The following is a 17,602-nucleotide window of genomic DNA, read 5'->3' as shown; positions in this document are numbered from 1 at the left end:
AAATGAGAAATTAAGCGTTTTTTGACGCGGATAGGCGCAGATACACGCGGATTTTACCTGTTAAATCGCTTTAAAAAATCCTGCAGGCGTTCTGTCTTTGGATTGTTAATCAGTTCTTTTGGCTCACCCTGCTCCACGATTAGGCCGTCTGCCATAAAGATGATTTTGTCGGAAATGTCGCGGGCAAAGGCCATTTCGTGGGTTACGACAATCATGGTCATTTTTTCAAGGGCAAGTTTTTTTATAACCGCAAGGATTTCGCCTGTCAATTCCGGGTCAAGGGCACTGGTCGGTTCGTCAAACAAAAGGACTTTTGGCTTTAAGGCAAGGCTTCGGGCGATTGAGACCCGCTGCTGCTGGCCGCCGGAAAGTTCGCAAGGATAGGCATTTTCTTTTTCACTAAGCCCCACATCCGCCAGTAATTTTCGGGCAATTTCAAGGGCTTCTTTCTTCGGAGTTTTCAGCACGTGAATCTGCGCATCGATGATATTCTGAAGAACGCTCATGTGTGGGAAAAGATTGAAATTCTGGAAGACAAAGCCCAGATTCAGACCGATTTTGCGAAGATCTTTTTGAGAAGCATAAAGGCCATTTGTGACAATCGGACTTCCGCAAACATAAATAGAACCATCGTCAATCGTCTCAAGCTGGGCGATACAGCGGAGCATGGTGGATTTTCCGCTTCCGCTAGGGCCGATGATTCCCAGAATCTCCCCCTCTTCTACATCAAAGGAAATGTCTTTTAAGACTTGAACGCCGTCTGAGAAAGTTTTTTTTATATTCTGAACGCTGATAATTGCCATAAAATGCCCCTAGAATCAATTTCTGCTATTTATAATAATCCAGCTTTTTCTCAAGCAGAATAAAACCAGAGGAAACCACCCAGTTCATGACAAAATAAAAAAGCCCCGCAATCAGAATCGGCGTAGTTGAAAAAAGCCGGCTGGAAGTTGTCTGGGCAGTGCGGAAAAGTTCGGCAATACCCAAAACTGAAACCAAAGCAGTATCTTTTACCAGTGTAATCATTTCATTTCCCATGGCAGGAATGATTCTCTTAACAACCTGAGGAAGCAGGATCCTAAAGAAAGTCTGCATTTTCGTGTAGCCCAAGACTTTCGCAGCCTCATACTGACCTTTCGGAATGGACTGAATCCCGCCACGGTAAATTTCTGCAAAATAGCAGGCATAATTCACCGACAAAGCAATAATTGCCGCCACAAAACGATCGAAAGAAAATTTAAAAAGATAGGCTGGAAAAAAATAAACCGCAATCAGCTGCAAAATAAGGGGCGTCCCACGAATTATAAGAAGAAAAGCATTAAAAAGATAGGAAAGCGGCTTGAACCGAGCCATTCTTCCGGCCGCCAGAGGAAAGCCCAATGGTACAGAAAAAATAAGCGTGAGAAAAAATACTTCAACAGAGACCACAGAAGCCGAAAGCATAGGAAGAATTATTTTAGTCATATAACAAAAACTTTCAGACGCAGATACACGCGGATAGACGCAGATAAATAAAAACATCCGCGTTCATCTGCGTCAAAATTTATTTTCCAATAATAGAAATATCTGAGCCGAACCACTTTTCGCTGATTTTTGCTACTGTGCCGTCGGCTGCCATTTCTTCAAGGGCTTTCTGGACTTTGTCACGGAGCTCGGTATTGTCCTTTTTGAAGGCGATTCCGTACTGCTCTGGTGAAAGGGAATCAGAAAGAATTACAAAAGGTTTTCCAGTCACTTTAAGGCTGTACTCGGCCACAACACTATCCATGGCAACTCCGTCAAGACCGCCAATTTCCAAATCATTAAGTGCCATAATATTGTCAGAGAAATCAACAATTTGTTTAAGACTCTGCTTAAAACTCGGAACAGAATCAACTGCATCAGCAGCACTAGAGCCAGCCTGAACACCGAGAATTTTACCAGTCATATCAGCCAAAGATTTAATTCCGCTGTCCGCGCGAACGATTACAACCTGAGCATTGTTCAGATAAGGCTTTGTAAAGGCAAGAACCTCAAGACGCTCAGGAGTGATTGAAAGACCGTTCCAGATACAGTCAATTTTGCCCGTATTAAGTTCCTGCTCTTTTGCAGACCAAGAAATTGGCTGGGCGCGGAATTTAAGTCCCAAACGATTTGCGACTTCTTTTGCCAAATCAATGTCATAACCTACGATTTCGTTAGCGTCATCACGGAAGCCCATAGGCGGGAAAGAATCATCAAGACCAAGCACGAATTCATTGTTAGCCTTCGAGCATGAAGCCAAGCCCATAACCAAGAGAGAGGCAAAAGCTCCCATCAAAACTTTTGTTAATTTCATAAGTTTCTCCTATATTTTTATCCACAGATTCACACAGATTAGCACCGATTACAAACATACCGAATCTGTGAAAATCTGTGCCTATCTGTGGATTTATTTAAAACTCTTTGCAAAACCCACGAAGCGTTTCAATCTGCTTGTCGATTGCGCCGGGACCGCCGAGAGTTTTTCGGCCTTCCATGCAGGCTTTTGGCTTTATGCAGTCGAATATGTCTTCTTCAAAAAGCGGGGAAATCTTTTTCATGTCCTCGATTTTCAAATCCTCGATGGCTGAAAGTCCTGAATCAATGGCAAGGCGAACGCATTTTGCCGAAACGCCGTGAGCCAAGCGGAAAGGAAGCCCCTTTCGCACAAGATAATCTGCCACATCGGTAGCATTGGCAAAACCGCCGAAGCAACTTTCTTCCATTTTGGGAAGATTCCATTCCGCGCTTGCAATCATGGCCTCAAAGACAATTACATTGCCCTGAACCGTGTCCAAAGCCTCAAAAAGAGGTGCCTTGTCTTCCTGCATGTCCCGGTCATAAGCCAAGGGCAAGCCCTTCATCATAACCAAAAGATTGATTAAGTCTCCGTAAACCTTTCCAGTGCGGCCGCGAATCAGCTCGGCGAAGTCCGGGTTCTTTTTCTGCGGCATGATTGAAGAGCCGGTAGACCATTTTTCGCTCAGATTGATAAAGCCGAATTCGGTGGTAGACCACAAGACCACTTCCTCAGCCATGCGGCTCAAATGCTGCTGCAAAATCGCAAAGTCAGAAGTGAATTCGATGCAGTAGTCACGGTCAGAGACAGAATCAAGGGAATTGTAAGTCGCTCCCTCAAAGCCCAGCTCCTTTGCCACTGCTTCCCGGTCAAGGGGCAAGGTGCTTCCCATTAAGGCGCCGCTTCCCAAAGGAGAAAGGGAAACCCGCTTCAATGAATCCGAAAGACGCTCCACATCACGCATGAGCATAAAAGCCCAGGCACAGAGATGCTGGGCAAGGCTTCCCGGCTGGGCGTGCTGCATGTGAGTGTAGCCCGTCAAAAGGGAATTTTTGTGTTTTGAGGCAATTTCCGTAAGGGTTTTAATGAGGGAAACAATCGCCTTCTGCAAATCAGGAATGACCCGGCGGAGATAAAGCCGCTCGTCAAGGGCAATCTGGTCGTTTCGGCTGCGTCCCGTGTGAAGTTTGCGGCCAGGGTCTCCGATTCGGTCAGTCAAAGTGGCTTCGATAAAAGAGTGAATATCCTCGGCTGAATAGTCGATTGAAAGAGCGCCAGAAGACAAATCCTTTTCTATAGAAGAAAGCCCTTCCTGAATGGCCTTGTTCTCCTCGGCCGAAATAACTCCCTGTTTTGCCAGCATAGATGCGTGAGCCATTGAACCGCGAATGTCATCCAAAGCCATTCGCTCGTCAACATGAATCGAAGTCTCAAATTCAACGGCGGCCGCATCAGGTCCTTCGGCAAAGCGTCCGTGCCAGAGAGCGGCATGATTGTTATCGGTAATCGTTCCGTGAGGAGTGTTTTTTGTTTCCATAGAATGTAAGTATAGCAAAATTCAATTTTTTTATAAACCACAGATTGCACAGATTCACACCGATTAAAGCAAATTTTAACAAGGTCTGTCTGTAAGAATCTATATTTCCTCATAAAGAATCAATTCTGGATAAAATGCCCGAAGAATCTCAAAATGCCTGTCGTGAGTCCAAAGCGGAACATCGTATTTTATGGCGGTAAAAGCAATCATCGCATCAGAAAAAGGAATCGTGTAGCCGTTTTTTCGCAAATTCTGGAGCATAAAGCCCACACCGTCAAAATCATAGTCGTCATTGGGGAGATTACTAAAAGATGCGAAAATTTTTAACATATCATCGATTTCAGAATTTGATTTTGCTCCATGAAGAAATTCAGAGCGAACAACTCCGCAAATAGCATACTTTTCTTTTGAGAGTTCAAGTTCTTTTAGTTTTGCGGAATTCTTCCAAAAGTCAATAAGCACATTAGTATCAAAAAGTATTGTTTTTTGCATATCAACCAAGCCTCCTAAGTTCCCAGACCGAATTCTCATCAATATCAATAGTTCCAACTTCCCTTATAGTGTCCGCAAGATTTCTTGTCGGTGGTATAGGTTCAGGCACATTTTCACGGATTTTTCGGATAAAAGCCTTGCGTTTTTCTTCTTCTTCCTTGCTTTGGAAAACAGAGACTGCTCTGTTGGAGAGCTCCATCATTTTGTCGTATTCTTCGACCGTAATAATTACGCATTCCGGCTCATTATTCTTGACGATGACACGGATCCCGTCATTTTTGACTTCTTCGATGATTTTTCCAGCCTCACCCTTGTTGAAACGGCTGATTGGAACGAAAGCGTGAATCATTTTTCGTGCTGTCATTGAATCATATTTCGGCAATCCCATAAAAACCTCCGTACATATATATCGATATATTAAATGATATATTCAGCGGATATATATGTCAATGTTTTTATAAGAAAACTAGGATACAACTTCCGCCAGCGTATCACTCTCTCCGGTCTTTTCACCGTCATTGAGGGGACGCAGGATTTTCACACGGATTTCACTTCCAGCCACAGGAAGATTCGAGTCTTTTGTAGAAAAATTCAACTGACAGTGCAAGAAATTCTCCGTGACGGCATGAACTACAAGGCGGTCTTTGAAAACTTTAGCTCGGTGTACGCTCTCACAGACGGCAGGAAGGATTTTTCCCACAAAGGAATTGATATAATCCGTTTTTGACTTCTTGTTGAATTTCTCAAGGCGGGCAATCCTGGTATCGGTCACATAATTCGGAACCATGGGGCGCATTTTGAAGGCCTCAGTTCCGGGCCGGGGACTAAAGGGAAAGGCGTGAACAAAAGTAAATCCGCAGTCAGAAAGCATTTTCATCGTAAGGTTAAAATCTTCATCGCTCTCACCGGGGAAGCCGGCGATAATGTCACAGGCGAGGAAGGGATTTTTCTTGGCTTTTTTGAGCAGTTCCGTTGCCCGGTAAACAGCCTCAATCTTGTAGGGCCGCTTCATTTTAGATAGAACAGAGTCACTTCCGCTCTGGACAGAAATATGAAAATAAGGACAAACCCGATTGTTCTCAAAAAGAGAGCTCAAGTTTTCGTCCACGATTTCAGGATAAAGGCTTGAAATGCGGATTTTGATTTTTTCGGTCTGGGCAAGAATCAGCTCAAGAAGCCCGGCGAATCGCACCCGCTTTCCTTCGTATTCACTCAAATACTGGCCGATGTTCACCGTAGTGATGACGACTTCACTCTGCCCCGCTTTTTCAAGGGCCTTTACCCGCTCCAGAACTTCACTCGCGGCAAGGGAAACTGACTTTCCCCTGGCAAGGCGAATGCGGCAATAAGTGCAGACGCAGTTGCATCCGTCCTGAATTTTGAGGGAAGAGCGGGAATGATTGATGAAAGTGTCCGTGGAAAGGCGGAAGGGAGAAGTAATCACATTCTGAATTGAAGAGGCGTTTTCTTTATCAAAGAATTTCTGGATTTCAGCGGAAATAAAATTTCCGTCCGCCGAAGGATTTTCTTCCAGAAGATTTTTTAGGAGATCGGGAAGGTCTGCAAGAGAACCTTTGTGCTGTCCGCCCAGAACGCAGATTCTCTTATCAATTGCAAGCAAGTCGCTTTGATTAAGCTGGGCATAGCATCCGGTGACGGCAACAGCGCAGTTCGGGCAGGTTTTAAGCAGCATACGGATAATTCGGCGCGCTTTCTGCTCGGCCTTTGCCGTAACAGTGCATGTATTTACCACGCAGAGGACAGTCTTTTCGTCGGAAGATTTTGCCGTAAAAGGCTCCATGGTGACAGGAAAGCCCGCATCACTAAAAAAACGAGCTGCCCCTTCACTCTCAACTTGATTCAAGCGGCAGCCCAGTGTCTCAAAATGGATACTTCTATTTAATTCACTCATAAAATTTATCGCAATCTTGCAGTAACACGTTCCTTTCCGCGGGCAGCATCTGCATTTGAGGCTTTTAATTCCAAAGCTTTGTTGTAAGCGTCAAGGGCAGAGGCATAGCTACCAGCCATTTCTCTGGCATAGCCACAGCGAGTCCACCAAACATCAACGAGCGGCTCCGTGTAAACAGACATAGTCATAGAAATGTCAGCATGCTGATACTTTCCCTGACGAATGTAAATTTCACCCATATAATAGTAGGCATTTCCGATTCTGGCAGCATTTGAGGGAGCGTTAGCAATGTAAGTTCTAAACATTTCAAGGGCTTCGTTGTTCTTTCCCTGATAATACTTTGCCTCGGCAAGGATTTCCATTAAGCGGACATCTCCAGGAGCGACTTTTCGAGCCTCTGTCGCCCGCACTTCGCCTTCAGCATACTGGCGATTTCGCACAAGCGACCAGCAGAGAACGCAGTAAGAATCGATATTTTTGGGATTTGCCGCAATTTCCTGCTCACAAATCTTGATAGCATCAGCATAATTACCGTTTCGGTAAAGGACAAGGGCATCTGGTTTAGACTGAGCAAAAATCCCTGTTAAGAAAAATAAAAAAGCAAAAACAAAAGCAAACTTTTTCATATAATCACCTATTTTCCTGTCATTGTACATTTGCCGGAGAAATGCGCACCCGGCTCAAGCACAACTTCTTTTGAAATGATGTCGCCGTTTACCGAACCGGATGCCGTCACAAAAACCACATCTTTTGCCATAATATTACCGTCAACTTTTCCACGGACAAGAACTCGCTGAGCGTTGATTCCTGCCGTAACAACAGCATTTGTGTCAACAACCAAATCACTCGTTGCGTCAATTTCACCAGTGACAATTCCGCGAATCATGAAAGGCTTAGCAAATCGAATCGTTCCACGGAAAGCAATATCAGGTGCGAGAATGGTATCGAAATCTTCTTCTTCAAGATCAAAAAAATCAGAATCTTTTGCATCGAACATATTGCTATACTCTACTATCTAAATGATTTTTTTTCAATTAGAACCACATGCGAATTCCTGCAGAACAAGGAAAGTTCACAGGACGAAAAATCAATGAACAATCTTTATCGATTTTTTTTACTCCGAAATATGGATTCCATACAGTCTGAGCAAAAAATTCAAGCCGTCGGTTAAGGCAGAAAAAATCCACTCCAGCCCCGAAACGACAGCCCGTCGCAAGCTCCCGCTTCTCATCCTCAAAGCGAATTCCCCCGCTAATACCCCACAAAACAAAATAGTCAAGTTGAGATGATAAAGACTCATTTATGAACCAATTATCTGCAAAAACCGTCATTACAGATTGATTAAAATGCGCATTAAAAAAAACGACCCATGGAGAAAGGTCGCTGCGAGCCGTAAAAGACACAAAAGAATGCTGGGTCGTAGAAAGACTATATGAAAGACTAGAGCCTATTCCCGCATGAGACTTGGAACTGGCAAAAGAAAACATTGCGGAAAAAGAAAAAACAAGAAAGAAAAAAAATATTTTTGTTTTCATCTTCCGTTATTATACAAAAAAAAGAAAGTATGTAAAAGCAAAAATCAATCAATTCTTTTGTATGTGACCCCGTCAATTACAAGCTCTTCGTTTTTTACTTTATAGGAAAGTGAATATTCATCGGAACCAATTGAAGGATCTTTTGCAAAGAAATCGATATAAGGAATCTGCTCACCACCATTTTCTCCTACATAGAGCGTCAAAAAGTTAATAAATTGATTTTTCTGAAAATACTCGCCGTCAAAAACCAGATTTTTATTGAAATACTGAGAAAAATATTGTTTTGCCTCGTCAGCGTTTTCTTTAGAGTCAGTAAGATCCACATGATCGACGACTTGCTCCACGGACTTTGTGAAAACTCCGCCTTCAGAAAAAGCAAGCGTTGTTTTTTGCTTTGTGTACAAATAAGCAAGTACAGGCGCATCAGAATTACCAGCTGCCAAATCAGATTTTAAAGTAACAGTTGACTCTCATTTTCCTATGAGACTTGGAAGAGACTTTGAATTACAAGATAAAATTAGAACAGAAAGAAATAAAACAAGAAAAAAAACAGAAACTTTTTTCATATTTAAATTGCTTATAATATTTTGGAAATTAAAAAGGAAATAAAAAAAGCCTACTCAGGATTTTACCCTTTCGGCTTTATATCAATTGTATAGTTGTTTATTCAAAAACAAGCCCATTTGCTCCCGTTCTGCCTCCCTTTTAAGAAAAGATAAGGCCTCCAGAACCGGCTTTCACGCTGATTTTACAGTCCTCGCCGAATTTTCCGCCCAAAATCTCCTTTGCCAGGGGATTTTCCACATAGGTCTGAACGGCCCGCTTTACAGGACGCGCTCCAAAGGCCGGGTCATAGCCCACATCGCTCAAAAAGTCGATGGCCGACTGGTCAAATTTCAAAGTGATTCTTCGGTCAGCAAGACGGGCTTTCACCCTCTCAAGCTGATTACGCACGATTCCGCCGATGCAGTCTTTTGAAAGTCGGCCGAACATGACGATTTCATCGATTCGGTTGAGGAATTCCGGGCGGAAGGTCTGCTTTAAAAGGACATCCACCGCAGGACGGGCTGCCACAAGTTTTTCCTGAGTGTCAGCGTCCAGAATCAAATCGCTTCCCAGATTGCTGGTCATGATGATGATTGTGTTCTTAAAGTCCACTACTCTGCCCTGACCGTCGGTAAGGCGGCCGTCATCAAGCACCTGCAAAAGCACATTGAAGACATCGGGGTGAGCCTTTTCAACCTCATCGAAGAGAATGACGCTGTAGGGGCGGCGGCGGACAGCCTCCGTAAGCTGGCCTCCCTCATCGTAGCCCACATATCCCGGAGGAGCACCGATAAGGCGGGTCACGGAGAATTTTTCCATGTATTCCGACATATCGATTCGGGTCAGAGCCTTTTCGTCATTGAAGAGGAAGTCGGCCAGAGTCTTTGCAAGCTCCGTCTTTCCCACTCCTGTCGGGCCTATGAACATAAAGCTTCCCAGCGGGCGGTTGGGATCGTTAAGACCTGCCCTGTTTCGGCGGATTGCGTCGCTCACCACGGAAACAGCCTCGTCCTGTCCGATTACCCTCTTGTGCAGGACGCTTTCAAGCTGAACATACTTCTGCTTTTCGCTCGTGAGCATTTTTGCAATAGGGATTCCAGTCCAGGCACTTACCACGCGGGCAATGTCCTCTTCGGTGACTTCCTGCCTTAAAAGGGAATCAGAAACGCCATTGTCTTCTTTATTATGCCGCTCTTCATCGGCTTTCTGAGCCTCTGCCAGTTCTTTTTCAAGGGAAGGGATTTTTCCGTATTTCAATTCCGCCGCCTTGTTGAAGTCGCCCTCGCGGGTGTATTTTTCTTCCTCAAAGCGGGCCTGCTCCAGATCCTCCTTGAGTTTCCGGCTTTTGTCGATTTCAGCCTTTTCGTTCTGCCACTGTAACTTCATGGCGTCCCGGCTTGAAGTGACTTCGGAAAGTTCTTTTTCAAGTTTCTGCAATCTCTCTTTTGAGGCGGCGTCGTCTTCCTTAGAAAGAGACTGTTTTTCAATCTGAAGCTGAAGAATTTTTCGCTCCAGCTGGTCAAGCTCCGTAGGCTCGCTTTCAATTTCCATTTTCAGGCGGCTGGCCGCCTCATCCACAAGGTCAATGGCCTTATCCGGCAAGAAACGGTTTGTAATGTAGCGGTTTGAGAGAGTGGCGGCGGCAACAAGGGCCTCATCATTGATTTTAACTCCGTGATGAATCTCGTATTTGTCCCGCAATCCGCGCAGAATGGCGATTGTGTCCTCAACATTCGGCTCGGCACAGTAAACCTGCTGGAAACGACGCTCCAATGCCGCGTCTTTTTCGATATATTTGCGGTATTCGTTAAGGGTCGTAGCTCCGATAACATGAAGCTCACCGCGGGAAAGGGCCGGCTTTAGCAAATTACTTGCGTCCATGCTGCCTTCACTGGCCCCGGCACCCACAATCGTGTGAAGCTCATCGATAAAGAGGATAATCTGCCCCTCACTTTTGGCGACTTCGGTGATTACAGCCTTTAATCGCTCCTCAAACTCGCCGCGGAATTTTGCCCCGGCCACAAGGCTTCCCATATCAAGAGAAAGAAGCCGCTTGTTTTTAAGGCTTTCAGGAACATCTCCCGAAGCGATTCGGCGGGCAAGCCCCTCAACAATCGCCGTTTTTCCTACGCCTGGCTCGCCAATTAAGACAGGATTGTTCTTTGTGCGGCGGACGAGAACCTGCATTACACGGCGAATTTCTTCGTCACGGCCGATTACAGGGTCGATTTTGTCCTGACGGGCGCGGGCCGTCAAATCAGTGCAATATTTTTCAAGAGACTGCATTTTGCTTTCAGGGTCGTTTGTGTCTACTTTCTGGTTTCCGCGAACGGCTTTTAAGGCCTCAAGGATTGTCTCTTTAGTGATTCCGTACTGTCTCAAAAGCTCGCCGGTGCGGCCGTCACTCTGAGCCATCGCAAGTAAGATATGCTCCACCGAAAGAAACTGGTCTTTTAAAGCCGCCATTTCCTTTTCGGCCTTGGCAAGGACTTTCTGAGCCTCGCCTGAAAGCTGCATCTGCACGTTGCCGGTGACTTTGGGGTAAGTATTTAAAAGATTTCTCGCCGCCTCAAGAAGGGCTTCCTTCTGAAGGCCGATTCGCTCCACGATTGGAGAAGTGATTCCGTCTTTTTGCTCCAGCATTGCCACCAAAAGATGGGGTAAGCCGATTTCGCTGTGGTCATTTTGCTGGGCAAGTGCGCTTGCCTCCTGCAAAATGTCCTGTGTTTTTAATGTAAACTGCTCATAATTCATAGTGTTCTCCTTGCGAAAGTACGGAAAAATCACAGATTTTTCCGAGACTCTCCTAAAGGTTTGCTTTTTTTATTTCACTTGAAAGATAATAAAGAACCTGCGAATTCGGCAAGAAAAAAGCGACAGGACAAAAAAAACCGCTCCGAATGGAGCGGCTTCGTAAAAGCCAGAAAATCCTACTTAGAGTAGAACTCAACTACCATCTGGTCGTTGATCTGAACTGGGATTTCTGAACGCTGTGGAAGACGAGCGAGCTTACCAGTGAAGTTGTCATCATCACGCTCAAGGTAATCAAGCTTAGCCCTGTTATTTGAAAGATAGGTTGATTTGAACTGCTCACTTTTGCGCATTTTCTCAACCAAAGAAATTGTTGAGCCAACTTTTACAGCGTATGAAGGAATATTTACGACATTTCCATCAACTTCAATGTGCTTGTGGCTTACCATCTGGCGAGCCATGCGGATTGAAGAAGCAAAGCCCAAGCGGTAAACAAGGTTATCAAGGCGTGTCTCAAGTGCGACCAAGAGAGCCGTACCTGTCATCTCCTTTGATCGAGCAGCTTTTTCGAAATATCGGCGAAGCTGTTTTTCGAGGATGTTGTAGTAAGCCTTAACCTTCTGTTTTTCTACCAAGTGCAAAGCATAATCAGAAGATTTCTTTGTTTTTTTGAAAGCTGGTGCGCCAGCTCTGTCCAATGCCTTTGGGTGTCCACAAACATTGACACCAAGTCGTCTACATTCCTTAAAACGAGGATTGCGTCGTGTAGCCATTTATATGCTCCTAAAAATGTAACCAAGGCAGATTCCACAAGCCGCGAGGAATCAGGTGCTTGATTTTTCAAAGTCACTGACTAGAGGGAAGCTAATCAGTAGACAAATATAATATCAGTTTTTACAAGTTGAATCAATACATGAAAATCAAATTTCAAGTTCTTTTATAGTCTTACATAAAAATTGACAAAATCACATTTTAGATAGAAAATAATATTACATTTCTTAAGCCAAGGGGATTCTATGACTGCAAAAAAAACTATCTCACTGCTTATCTCAACCACACTTCTCTTTACATTCTTTTCATGCAATAAAAAATCCGCGACAACACAAGAAAAAGAAATCACCCTCGTAATGGCAGAAGTCAATCCTCCAGAAACACTCGCTGGAAAAACAGATTTAGCATTCAAAGAAAAAGTCGAGGAGCTTTCTGGCGGAAAAATCAAAATCGATTTACAATTCTCAGGAATTCTCGGAGACAACTCTACAGTCCGCAAATTAATCACACAGCCAAACAGTACAATTCATATCGCCCGCCAGTCTACGGCAGGATTCGTCGCACTGGGCTGCAAAAGTTATGCACTTCTTTCCATCCCGTTTACATTCTCAAGCAGAGAGCACTTTTGGAAATTCGCACAATCGAAAACCGCAAAAAAACTTCTTCAGGAACCACGGGAAAGAGGCCTGAATTGTATCGGTCTCTTCTACGGGGAAGAAGGATTCAGACATCTCTTCTCAACTAAAAAAATCAACGGTGTCAAAGATTTGGAAGGGCTAACGATGAGAGTCACAAACGATGCCGCTTTACAGGCAATCGCAAAAAATCTCAAGATGAATCAAACTCAAATCAACTTCGCAGACCTTTACGGCGCACTTACCACAGGGCAGGTAGATGTTGCCGACCAGCCTCTTTCAAACTATCTTGCAAACCATTTTGATGAAGTCGCAAAAAACATCATACTTGACGGTCACCAGCTGGGAATCATGGAAACATTCATTACAACCGAAATTTGGGATTCCCTTTCAGAAAAACAACAGAATATTCTTCTTGAGTCAGGAAGATATGCAAGTGAATACTGCAGGAAGATTTCAGAAGAAGAAGAAAATAAAATTCTCAAACAAATTGAAGCCGCGGGAGTCTCAGTTGTCAAAGTAAACGATATTGGTCCATGGCAGGAGGCTCTGTCTGACTTCATAAAAGAAACTTCCTCTGGCGACATGGACTTATACAAAGAAATTCTTAGTTACGCGCACTGAAAACAATGAGAAAGAGCTCACGCTTGTAATGGCAGAAGTCAATCCTGACGGTACAATCGTTGCGGAGATGGATAAGGCTTTCAAGCAGAAAGTTGAGGAACTTTCCAGTGGCAAAATCAAAATCGACCTTCATCTCGGCGGAGCATTGGGCGATGAAGAGAATATCATGCCGATTATCAGAGGCGAGAACAGTTCAATCCACCTTATGAGGATTTCGGCTTTCAGTCTTGCAGCTCGTGGCTGTACAAAAACCTCACTTCTTGCAAATCACTTCCACGAAGTAGCCCCAAACATGATTCTTGACGGACATACATTGGGAGTAACCGAAGTCATAATCAACTCAAATGTATGGGATTCTCTTTCAAATTCTCAACAGCATATCCTTCAGGTGGCGGGAAGTTATGCTGGTGAAGTCTGCCGCAAATTCTCTCAGGAAGCAGAGGACAAGGCTAAGGCACAGCTTATAGCTGAAGGCGCGGTCTTTACAGAAGTCAACGACCTGACACCATGGAAGCAAGCATGCGAAAAAATCATCTCAGAATCATCGAAAGCAGACTCTGATTTATACCAGAAGATTCTCGACATGGCGAAATAACCCCTATTTGACAGTAAAAAAAACTCATCATATAATGAAAAATATGAAACGAACTTTTCTCATTGCTTACACACTTATTATGGGAGTTTTGCTCGGCTCATGCCAAAAAGAAAAATCTTTTTCGTTTGTCATGTCAGAGGTAAATCCCGCAGGCTCTCTTTCAGTGCGTATGGATGAGGCTTTTGTTCAAAAAGTTCAAGAATTATCAGAAGGAAGCATTACCATTCAGCTCTACACAGACGGAGTATTAGGTGACAATACTGAAGTAACGAATGTTATGCTTCAAGCTGGTAGCAAAATCGACATCGCAAGAATATCGCCAGCCACCTTATCTACAAAAAACTGTAACAAGCACATGCTTCTCGATGTTCCTTTTACCTTTTCAGGACATGAGCATTTCCAGAAGTTTGCAAAATCACCTCTCGCCGAAAAAATATTAAATGAACCATACGAAAACAAACTCGGTATAAAAGGACTTTTTTTCGCTGAGGAAGGCTTCCGCCACTTTTTCTCTACAAAAAAACTTACCTCTGTCGCTGATTTCAATGGCAAGAAAATGCGCACTGCGGGCAACTCCGTAATGCAGGGGATAATCGACGGCTTAAAAGGCATTTCCGTTACTGTAAATTTTTCAAATCTCTACACTGCACTGCAAACAGGTTCTGTAGAAATCGCAGAGCAGCCAATTGCAAATTATCTCTCAAATCATTTCAATAAAATTGCGCCCTACATGATTCTTGACGGTCATCAATTGGGAATAACTGAAGTCGTTATAACAGCGGAAGCATGGGATTCACTTTCAGAAAAACAAAAGCAAATATTTATTGAGGCAAGCCGATACGCTCAGGGTGAATGTTTCAAAATGCTTCAGGAAATCGAAAGCCAAAACAAGCTCATTCTTCAGTCCGAGGGCACCGAATTCATCGAAGTAAAAGACATTTCGGCATGGCAAACAGCATGTGCCGACATCATAAACCAATCAGTCACATCAGATGCGGGATTATATGGAGAAATCATCACTCTTGCAGACTAACCAAGAAAAAGAACCGAAACGCTCGGTCACAGGCATAAACATTCAGTTCCTCAATATTTTCTTTATAGTAATAACGGCAATTGTTTTTTGTTTTATTCTTGTTATTTCAAACACTGTAAACAATCGATTTCATGCTGTTGAAAATGCAATTGACAAATTCATTACTTGTGAACAAAGTTCTGAACTCATAAAAGAAAGCGCGAATTATCTTACAGATCAGGCTCGACTTTTTGTCGTTACGCACAAAACAGACTATGTCGAAGCCTATCTTGAAGAAATAAATATAACAAAAAGACAGCAAAAAGCTCTCGAAGAACTCGAAAAAGTCTGTTCTGAAAAAGATTTAGCCTTACAACGCCTTAAAATCGCCATGGAGCAAGGACAAAGCCTCATCACAATGGAGTTATATGCTATCCGTCTTGCCTACAAAGTAATCGGAACTGACGAAATTCCAGAACAAATTCGAGCTATTCCAATTCGGGCTCTTGACGAAAACCTTCCAAAAGAAAAATTGCAGGAATCAACGGTCAACAATCTTTTTGGAGAAGGCTATCTCATTTACAAAACCCGCATCAATGAAAATTGCCGTCTTACCATCGCCGCTATTGAACAACAGATTAAAGACGAACTCAATGTAAATTCTAATGAGCTTGGATCAAACATCAACCGCTTGCGTCTGCTTTTCCTTGCTTTGTTGATTGTAAATATCCTTTTATTCATCGCATTCGCATATCTCATTATTCTTCCGCTGGAAAAATTCAAAACTTCAATCGAGAAGGACGAACGGCTCAATGTAATTGGTTCCTTAGAATGCAAGCATCTTGCCGAAAGCTACAACGAAATCTACGAGCTTAAAGCACAAAACGAACGCTCTCTTCTCAAAAAAGCAGAGTATGATGCTCTCACAGGTATTTTGAACAGACGGGCTTTCGACCAAGTTTGCAAAAATTCATCCGAAAAAAAACAGGCTATAGCTCTTCTTCTCATTGATATGGACAACTTCAAGTACATAAACGACAATTACGGTCATGCAGGCGGAGACACGGCCCTTAAAGAACTTGCCAGAATTCTCACCGAAACTTTCCGAACCGATGACTATGTGGCTCGAATCGGTGGCGATGAGTTTGCGGCGATTCTCCCCCAATGCTCAAAATCTGCCACAAGCATAATCAAACAGAAGATTCTGAGCGTAAACGAAAAACTTGTAAATATAAAAGACAATATCAAACCTGTTTCAGTCAGTGTCGGAGTCGCTTTTTCTGACGATGGATTCACCGAAGATTTGTTCAAGCGAGCGGACAAAGCTCTTTACATCGTAAAAGAAAAAGGCAAACGAGGCTGCGAAGTTTACGAAGACAATTATGTTACAGAAGAGTGATTCACAAATTTATATAATAGGAGCGGGCTTTGCAGGTCAGATGATTGCAGAAGACTTGCTCCGCAAAAAGATTTTCGGTTCGGTCGCGGCTTTTTTAGACGACGACAAAGAAATCATCGGAAAGCAAATCGAAGGGATTCCTGTCCTGGGGCCCATTCAAGATGTGGCGAAAATCCTTCGCTGCGGACCGCTGGACGAAGCAATTATCGCAATTCCCTCTGCCCCCACCGAAAAAATCCGTGAAATTTACGAAATTCTCAAAAAGGGCGGCTTTGCCCATATCCGCATTTTGCCCAGCGTAAGCCAGATTGTAGACGGAAAGGCTCATTTGGTTCAAACCCGCGAAATCGACCCTCTGGATATTCTTGGCCGAACTCCGGTAATTATCCCCCTTCATGAAAGCCTCAATTACCTTAGGGGAAAGCGGGTTTTGATTACGGGAGCGGGCGGCTCAATCGGCTCGGAACTTTCAAGGCAGCTTTTAAGCGGCGGGGCTGAGCGATTGTATCTTTTCGGTCACGGCGAGAATTCCATCGTGCAGATTTACCGGGAACTTCATGTCTTGCAGCAGGAAGGCGTGGGAGAAAAAGCGACTGTGGTTCCCATTATCGGCGACATGAAAGACAGGGAATATGTGCGCTATATCATCAAAAAAACGCGGGCGGATGTGATTTTCCACTGCGCGGCCTACAAGCATGTTCCCATGATGGAAGAAAATCCCGTGGCGGTTATCGAAAACAATGTCTTCGGAACAAAAAATCTCCTGGATGCGGCCATTGAGTCTGGCGTTCAGAGATTCGTGCTCATTTCCACAGACAAGGCCGTAAGCCCGGTGAGCGTCTACGGAGCCAGCAAAATGCTTTCGGAAAAGCTGGTGCTTCAGTATGCGAAAAAGGCTGCAAAAAATCAGAATTTCATGTTCGTGCGTTTCGGAAATGTGCTTGGCTCGCGGGGCTCAATTCTTCCCCTCTTCCAGCAGCAGATTAAAACCGGCGGGCCCGTAACCGTCACCGACAAAAACATGGAACGATTCTTCATGACGATTCCGGAAGCCTGTTCCCTTGTTTTGGAGACCGGTGGCGTAGGCGAAAACGGCCGCTCTTATCTCCTGGATATGGGAGAGCCTCTTAAAATCATAGATCTGGCAGAGCAGATTATAAAATTTTCCGGACTTGAGCCGGGCAAAGACATCGAAATTAAAATCATCGGCGCGCGGGAGGGCGAGCGGGTCTACGAGCCTCTCTGGCTCAAAGAAGAAAATCCCCAGAAAACCGAGTACGAAAAACTCCTCGTCCTCAAAAACATTGAATTCGGGGATGAAAAACTGGACGCCCTTCTTTCAAAACTTGATCCAATCTGTCGCTTTACCGGCGACCAAGAAAAATTCCGCAACAAGGAAGAGCTTATTTCTATTTTGAGAAAAGCAGTGCCCTCTCTCGATGAATTCTACAGAACAACGAAAAAAGACGAGTCAATGAATTTGTAGGAGATTTT

General features: G+C 44.0%; 18 protein-coding genes. 5 read left to right on the top strand and 13 right to left on the bottom strand.

From position 1 onward, the window contains the following. Positions 1-53 precede the first annotated feature (53 nt). The 13 genes from B2089_RS01555 to rpsD form a co-directional block, all read right to left on the bottom strand. A complete protein-coding gene (locus B2089_RS01555; protein WP_296320707.1) occupies positions 54-803 on the bottom strand; it encodes an amino acid ABC transporter ATP-binding protein in 750 nt (249 codons plus the stop codon). Between the two features lie 25 nt (positions 804-828). Beyond that, positions 829-1,464 carry an amino acid ABC transporter permease gene (locus B2089_RS01550; RefSeq protein WP_296320704.1) on the bottom strand — a complete coding sequence of 212 codons (636 nt, stop codon included), beginning with the start codon at positions 1,462-1,464 and terminating at the stop codon, positions 829-831. A gap of 79 nt (positions 1,465-1,543) precedes the next feature. Beyond that, positions 1,544-2,317, bottom strand: a complete 774-nt coding sequence (locus B2089_RS01545) for an amino acid ABC transporter substrate-binding protein (protein WP_296320701.1) — start codon at positions 2,315-2,317, stop codon at positions 1,544-1,546. Positions 2,318-2,414: 97 nt separating this feature from the next. Then, positions 2,415-3,836, bottom strand: coding sequence for an argininosuccinate lyase (gene argH / locus B2089_RS01540; protein WP_296320698.1), 1,422 nt, complete (start codon positions 3,834-3,836; stop codon positions 2,415-2,417). 99 nt (positions 3,837-3,935) lie between these two features. Further along, entirely contained in the window at positions 3,936-4,328 is a 393-nt protein-coding gene (locus tag B2089_RS01535; protein ID WP_296320696.1) for a PIN domain-containing protein, read from the bottom strand. Position 4,329: 1 nt separating this feature from the next. After that, the gene (locus B2089_RS01530; protein ID WP_296685540.1) at positions 4,330-4,716 is read right to left on the bottom strand and encodes a type II toxin-antitoxin system prevent-host-death family antitoxin; all 387 of its coding nucleotides are present in this window, start codon (positions 4,714-4,716) and stop codon (positions 4,330-4,332) included. A gap of 78 nt (positions 4,717-4,794) precedes the next feature. Beyond that, positions 4,795-6,240 carry a tRNA (N(6)-L-threonylcarbamoyladenosine(37)-C(2))-methylthiotransferase MtaB gene (mtaB, locus tag B2089_RS01525; RefSeq protein ID WP_296320692.1) on the bottom strand — a complete coding sequence of 482 codons (1,446 nt, stop codon included), beginning with the start codon at positions 6,238-6,240 and terminating at the stop codon, positions 4,795-4,797. Between the two features lie 5 nt (positions 6,241-6,245). Continuing rightward, positions 6,246-6,866 carry a tetratricopeptide repeat protein gene (locus B2089_RS01520; RefSeq protein ID WP_296320689.1) on the bottom strand — a complete coding sequence of 207 codons (621 nt, stop codon included), beginning with the start codon at positions 6,864-6,866 and terminating at the stop codon, positions 6,246-6,248. 8 nt (positions 6,867-6,874) lie between these two features. Then, the gene (locus B2089_RS01515) at positions 6,875-7,237 is read right to left on the bottom strand and encodes a bactofilin family protein (RefSeq protein WP_296320686.1); all 363 of its coding nucleotides are present in this window, start codon (positions 7,235-7,237) and stop codon (positions 6,875-6,877) included. A 37-nt stretch (positions 7,238-7,274) separates the two neighbouring features. After that, positions 7,275-7,775, bottom strand: coding sequence for a hypothetical protein (locus tag B2089_RS01510; protein ID WP_296320683.1), 501 nt, complete (start codon positions 7,773-7,775; stop codon positions 7,275-7,277). A gap of 44 nt (positions 7,776-7,819) precedes the next feature. Then, the gene (locus B2089_RS01505; RefSeq protein ID WP_296320681.1) at positions 7,820-8,218 is read right to left on the bottom strand and encodes a hypothetical protein; all 399 of its coding nucleotides are present in this window, start codon (positions 8,216-8,218) and stop codon (positions 7,820-7,822) included. 262 nt (positions 8,219-8,480) lie between these two features. After that, positions 8,481-11,075: an ATP-dependent chaperone ClpB gene (gene clpB / locus B2089_RS01500; RefSeq protein ID WP_296685536.1), complete on the bottom strand. Its 2,595-nt coding sequence runs from the start codon at positions 11,073-11,075 to the stop codon at positions 8,481-8,483. Between the two features lie 176 nt (positions 11,076-11,251). Further along, positions 11,252-11,845 (bottom strand): 30S ribosomal protein S4, encoded by a 594-nt coding sequence (gene rpsD, locus B2089_RS01495; protein ID WP_296326436.1) that lies wholly within the window; start codon positions 11,843-11,845, stop codon positions 11,252-11,254. A 243-nt stretch (positions 11,846-12,088) separates the two neighbouring features. Here rpsD and B2089_RS01490 point away from each other — a divergent pair, with 243 nt between their 5' ends. From B2089_RS01490 to B2089_RS01470, 5 genes are read left to right on the top strand one after another with little or no spacing between them, the layout of a single operon-like run. After that, positions 12,089-13,102: a TRAP transporter substrate-binding protein gene (locus B2089_RS01490; RefSeq protein WP_296326437.1), complete on the top strand. Its 1,014-nt coding sequence runs from the start codon at positions 12,089-12,091 to the stop codon at positions 13,100-13,102. Positions 13,103-13,130: 28 nt separating this feature from the next. After that, positions 13,131-13,697, top strand: coding sequence for a hypothetical protein (locus tag B2089_RS01485; protein ID WP_296326439.1), 567 nt, complete (start codon positions 13,131-13,133; stop codon positions 13,695-13,697). Positions 13,698-13,740: 43 nt separating this feature from the next. Then, positions 13,741-14,730, top strand: coding sequence for a TRAP transporter substrate-binding protein (locus tag B2089_RS01480; protein ID WP_296326442.1), 990 nt, complete (start codon positions 13,741-13,743; stop codon positions 14,728-14,730). Then, the gene (locus tag B2089_RS01475) at positions 14,702-16,108 is read left to right on the top strand and encodes a GGDEF domain-containing protein (RefSeq protein WP_296326444.1); all 1,407 of its coding nucleotides are present in this window, start codon (positions 14,702-14,704) and stop codon (positions 16,106-16,108) included. The genes B2089_RS01480 and B2089_RS01475 overlap by 29 nt, the downstream gene beginning before the upstream one ends. Next, positions 16,092-17,594, top strand: coding sequence for a polysaccharide biosynthesis protein (locus B2089_RS01470; RefSeq protein WP_296326449.1), 1,503 nt, complete (start codon positions 16,092-16,094; stop codon positions 17,592-17,594). The genes B2089_RS01475 and B2089_RS01470 overlap by 17 nt, the downstream gene beginning before the upstream one ends. Positions 17,595-17,602: the final 8 nt, after the last annotated feature.

It is taken from the genome of Treponema sp. UBA3813, assembly GCA_002368605.1.
Taxonomy (GTDB): Bacteria; Spirochaetota; Spirochaetia; order Treponematales; family Treponemataceae; genus Treponema_D.
Note: the sequence above shows the minus strand (reverse complement) of the source record. Positions and strands in the feature narration are given on the sequence as shown.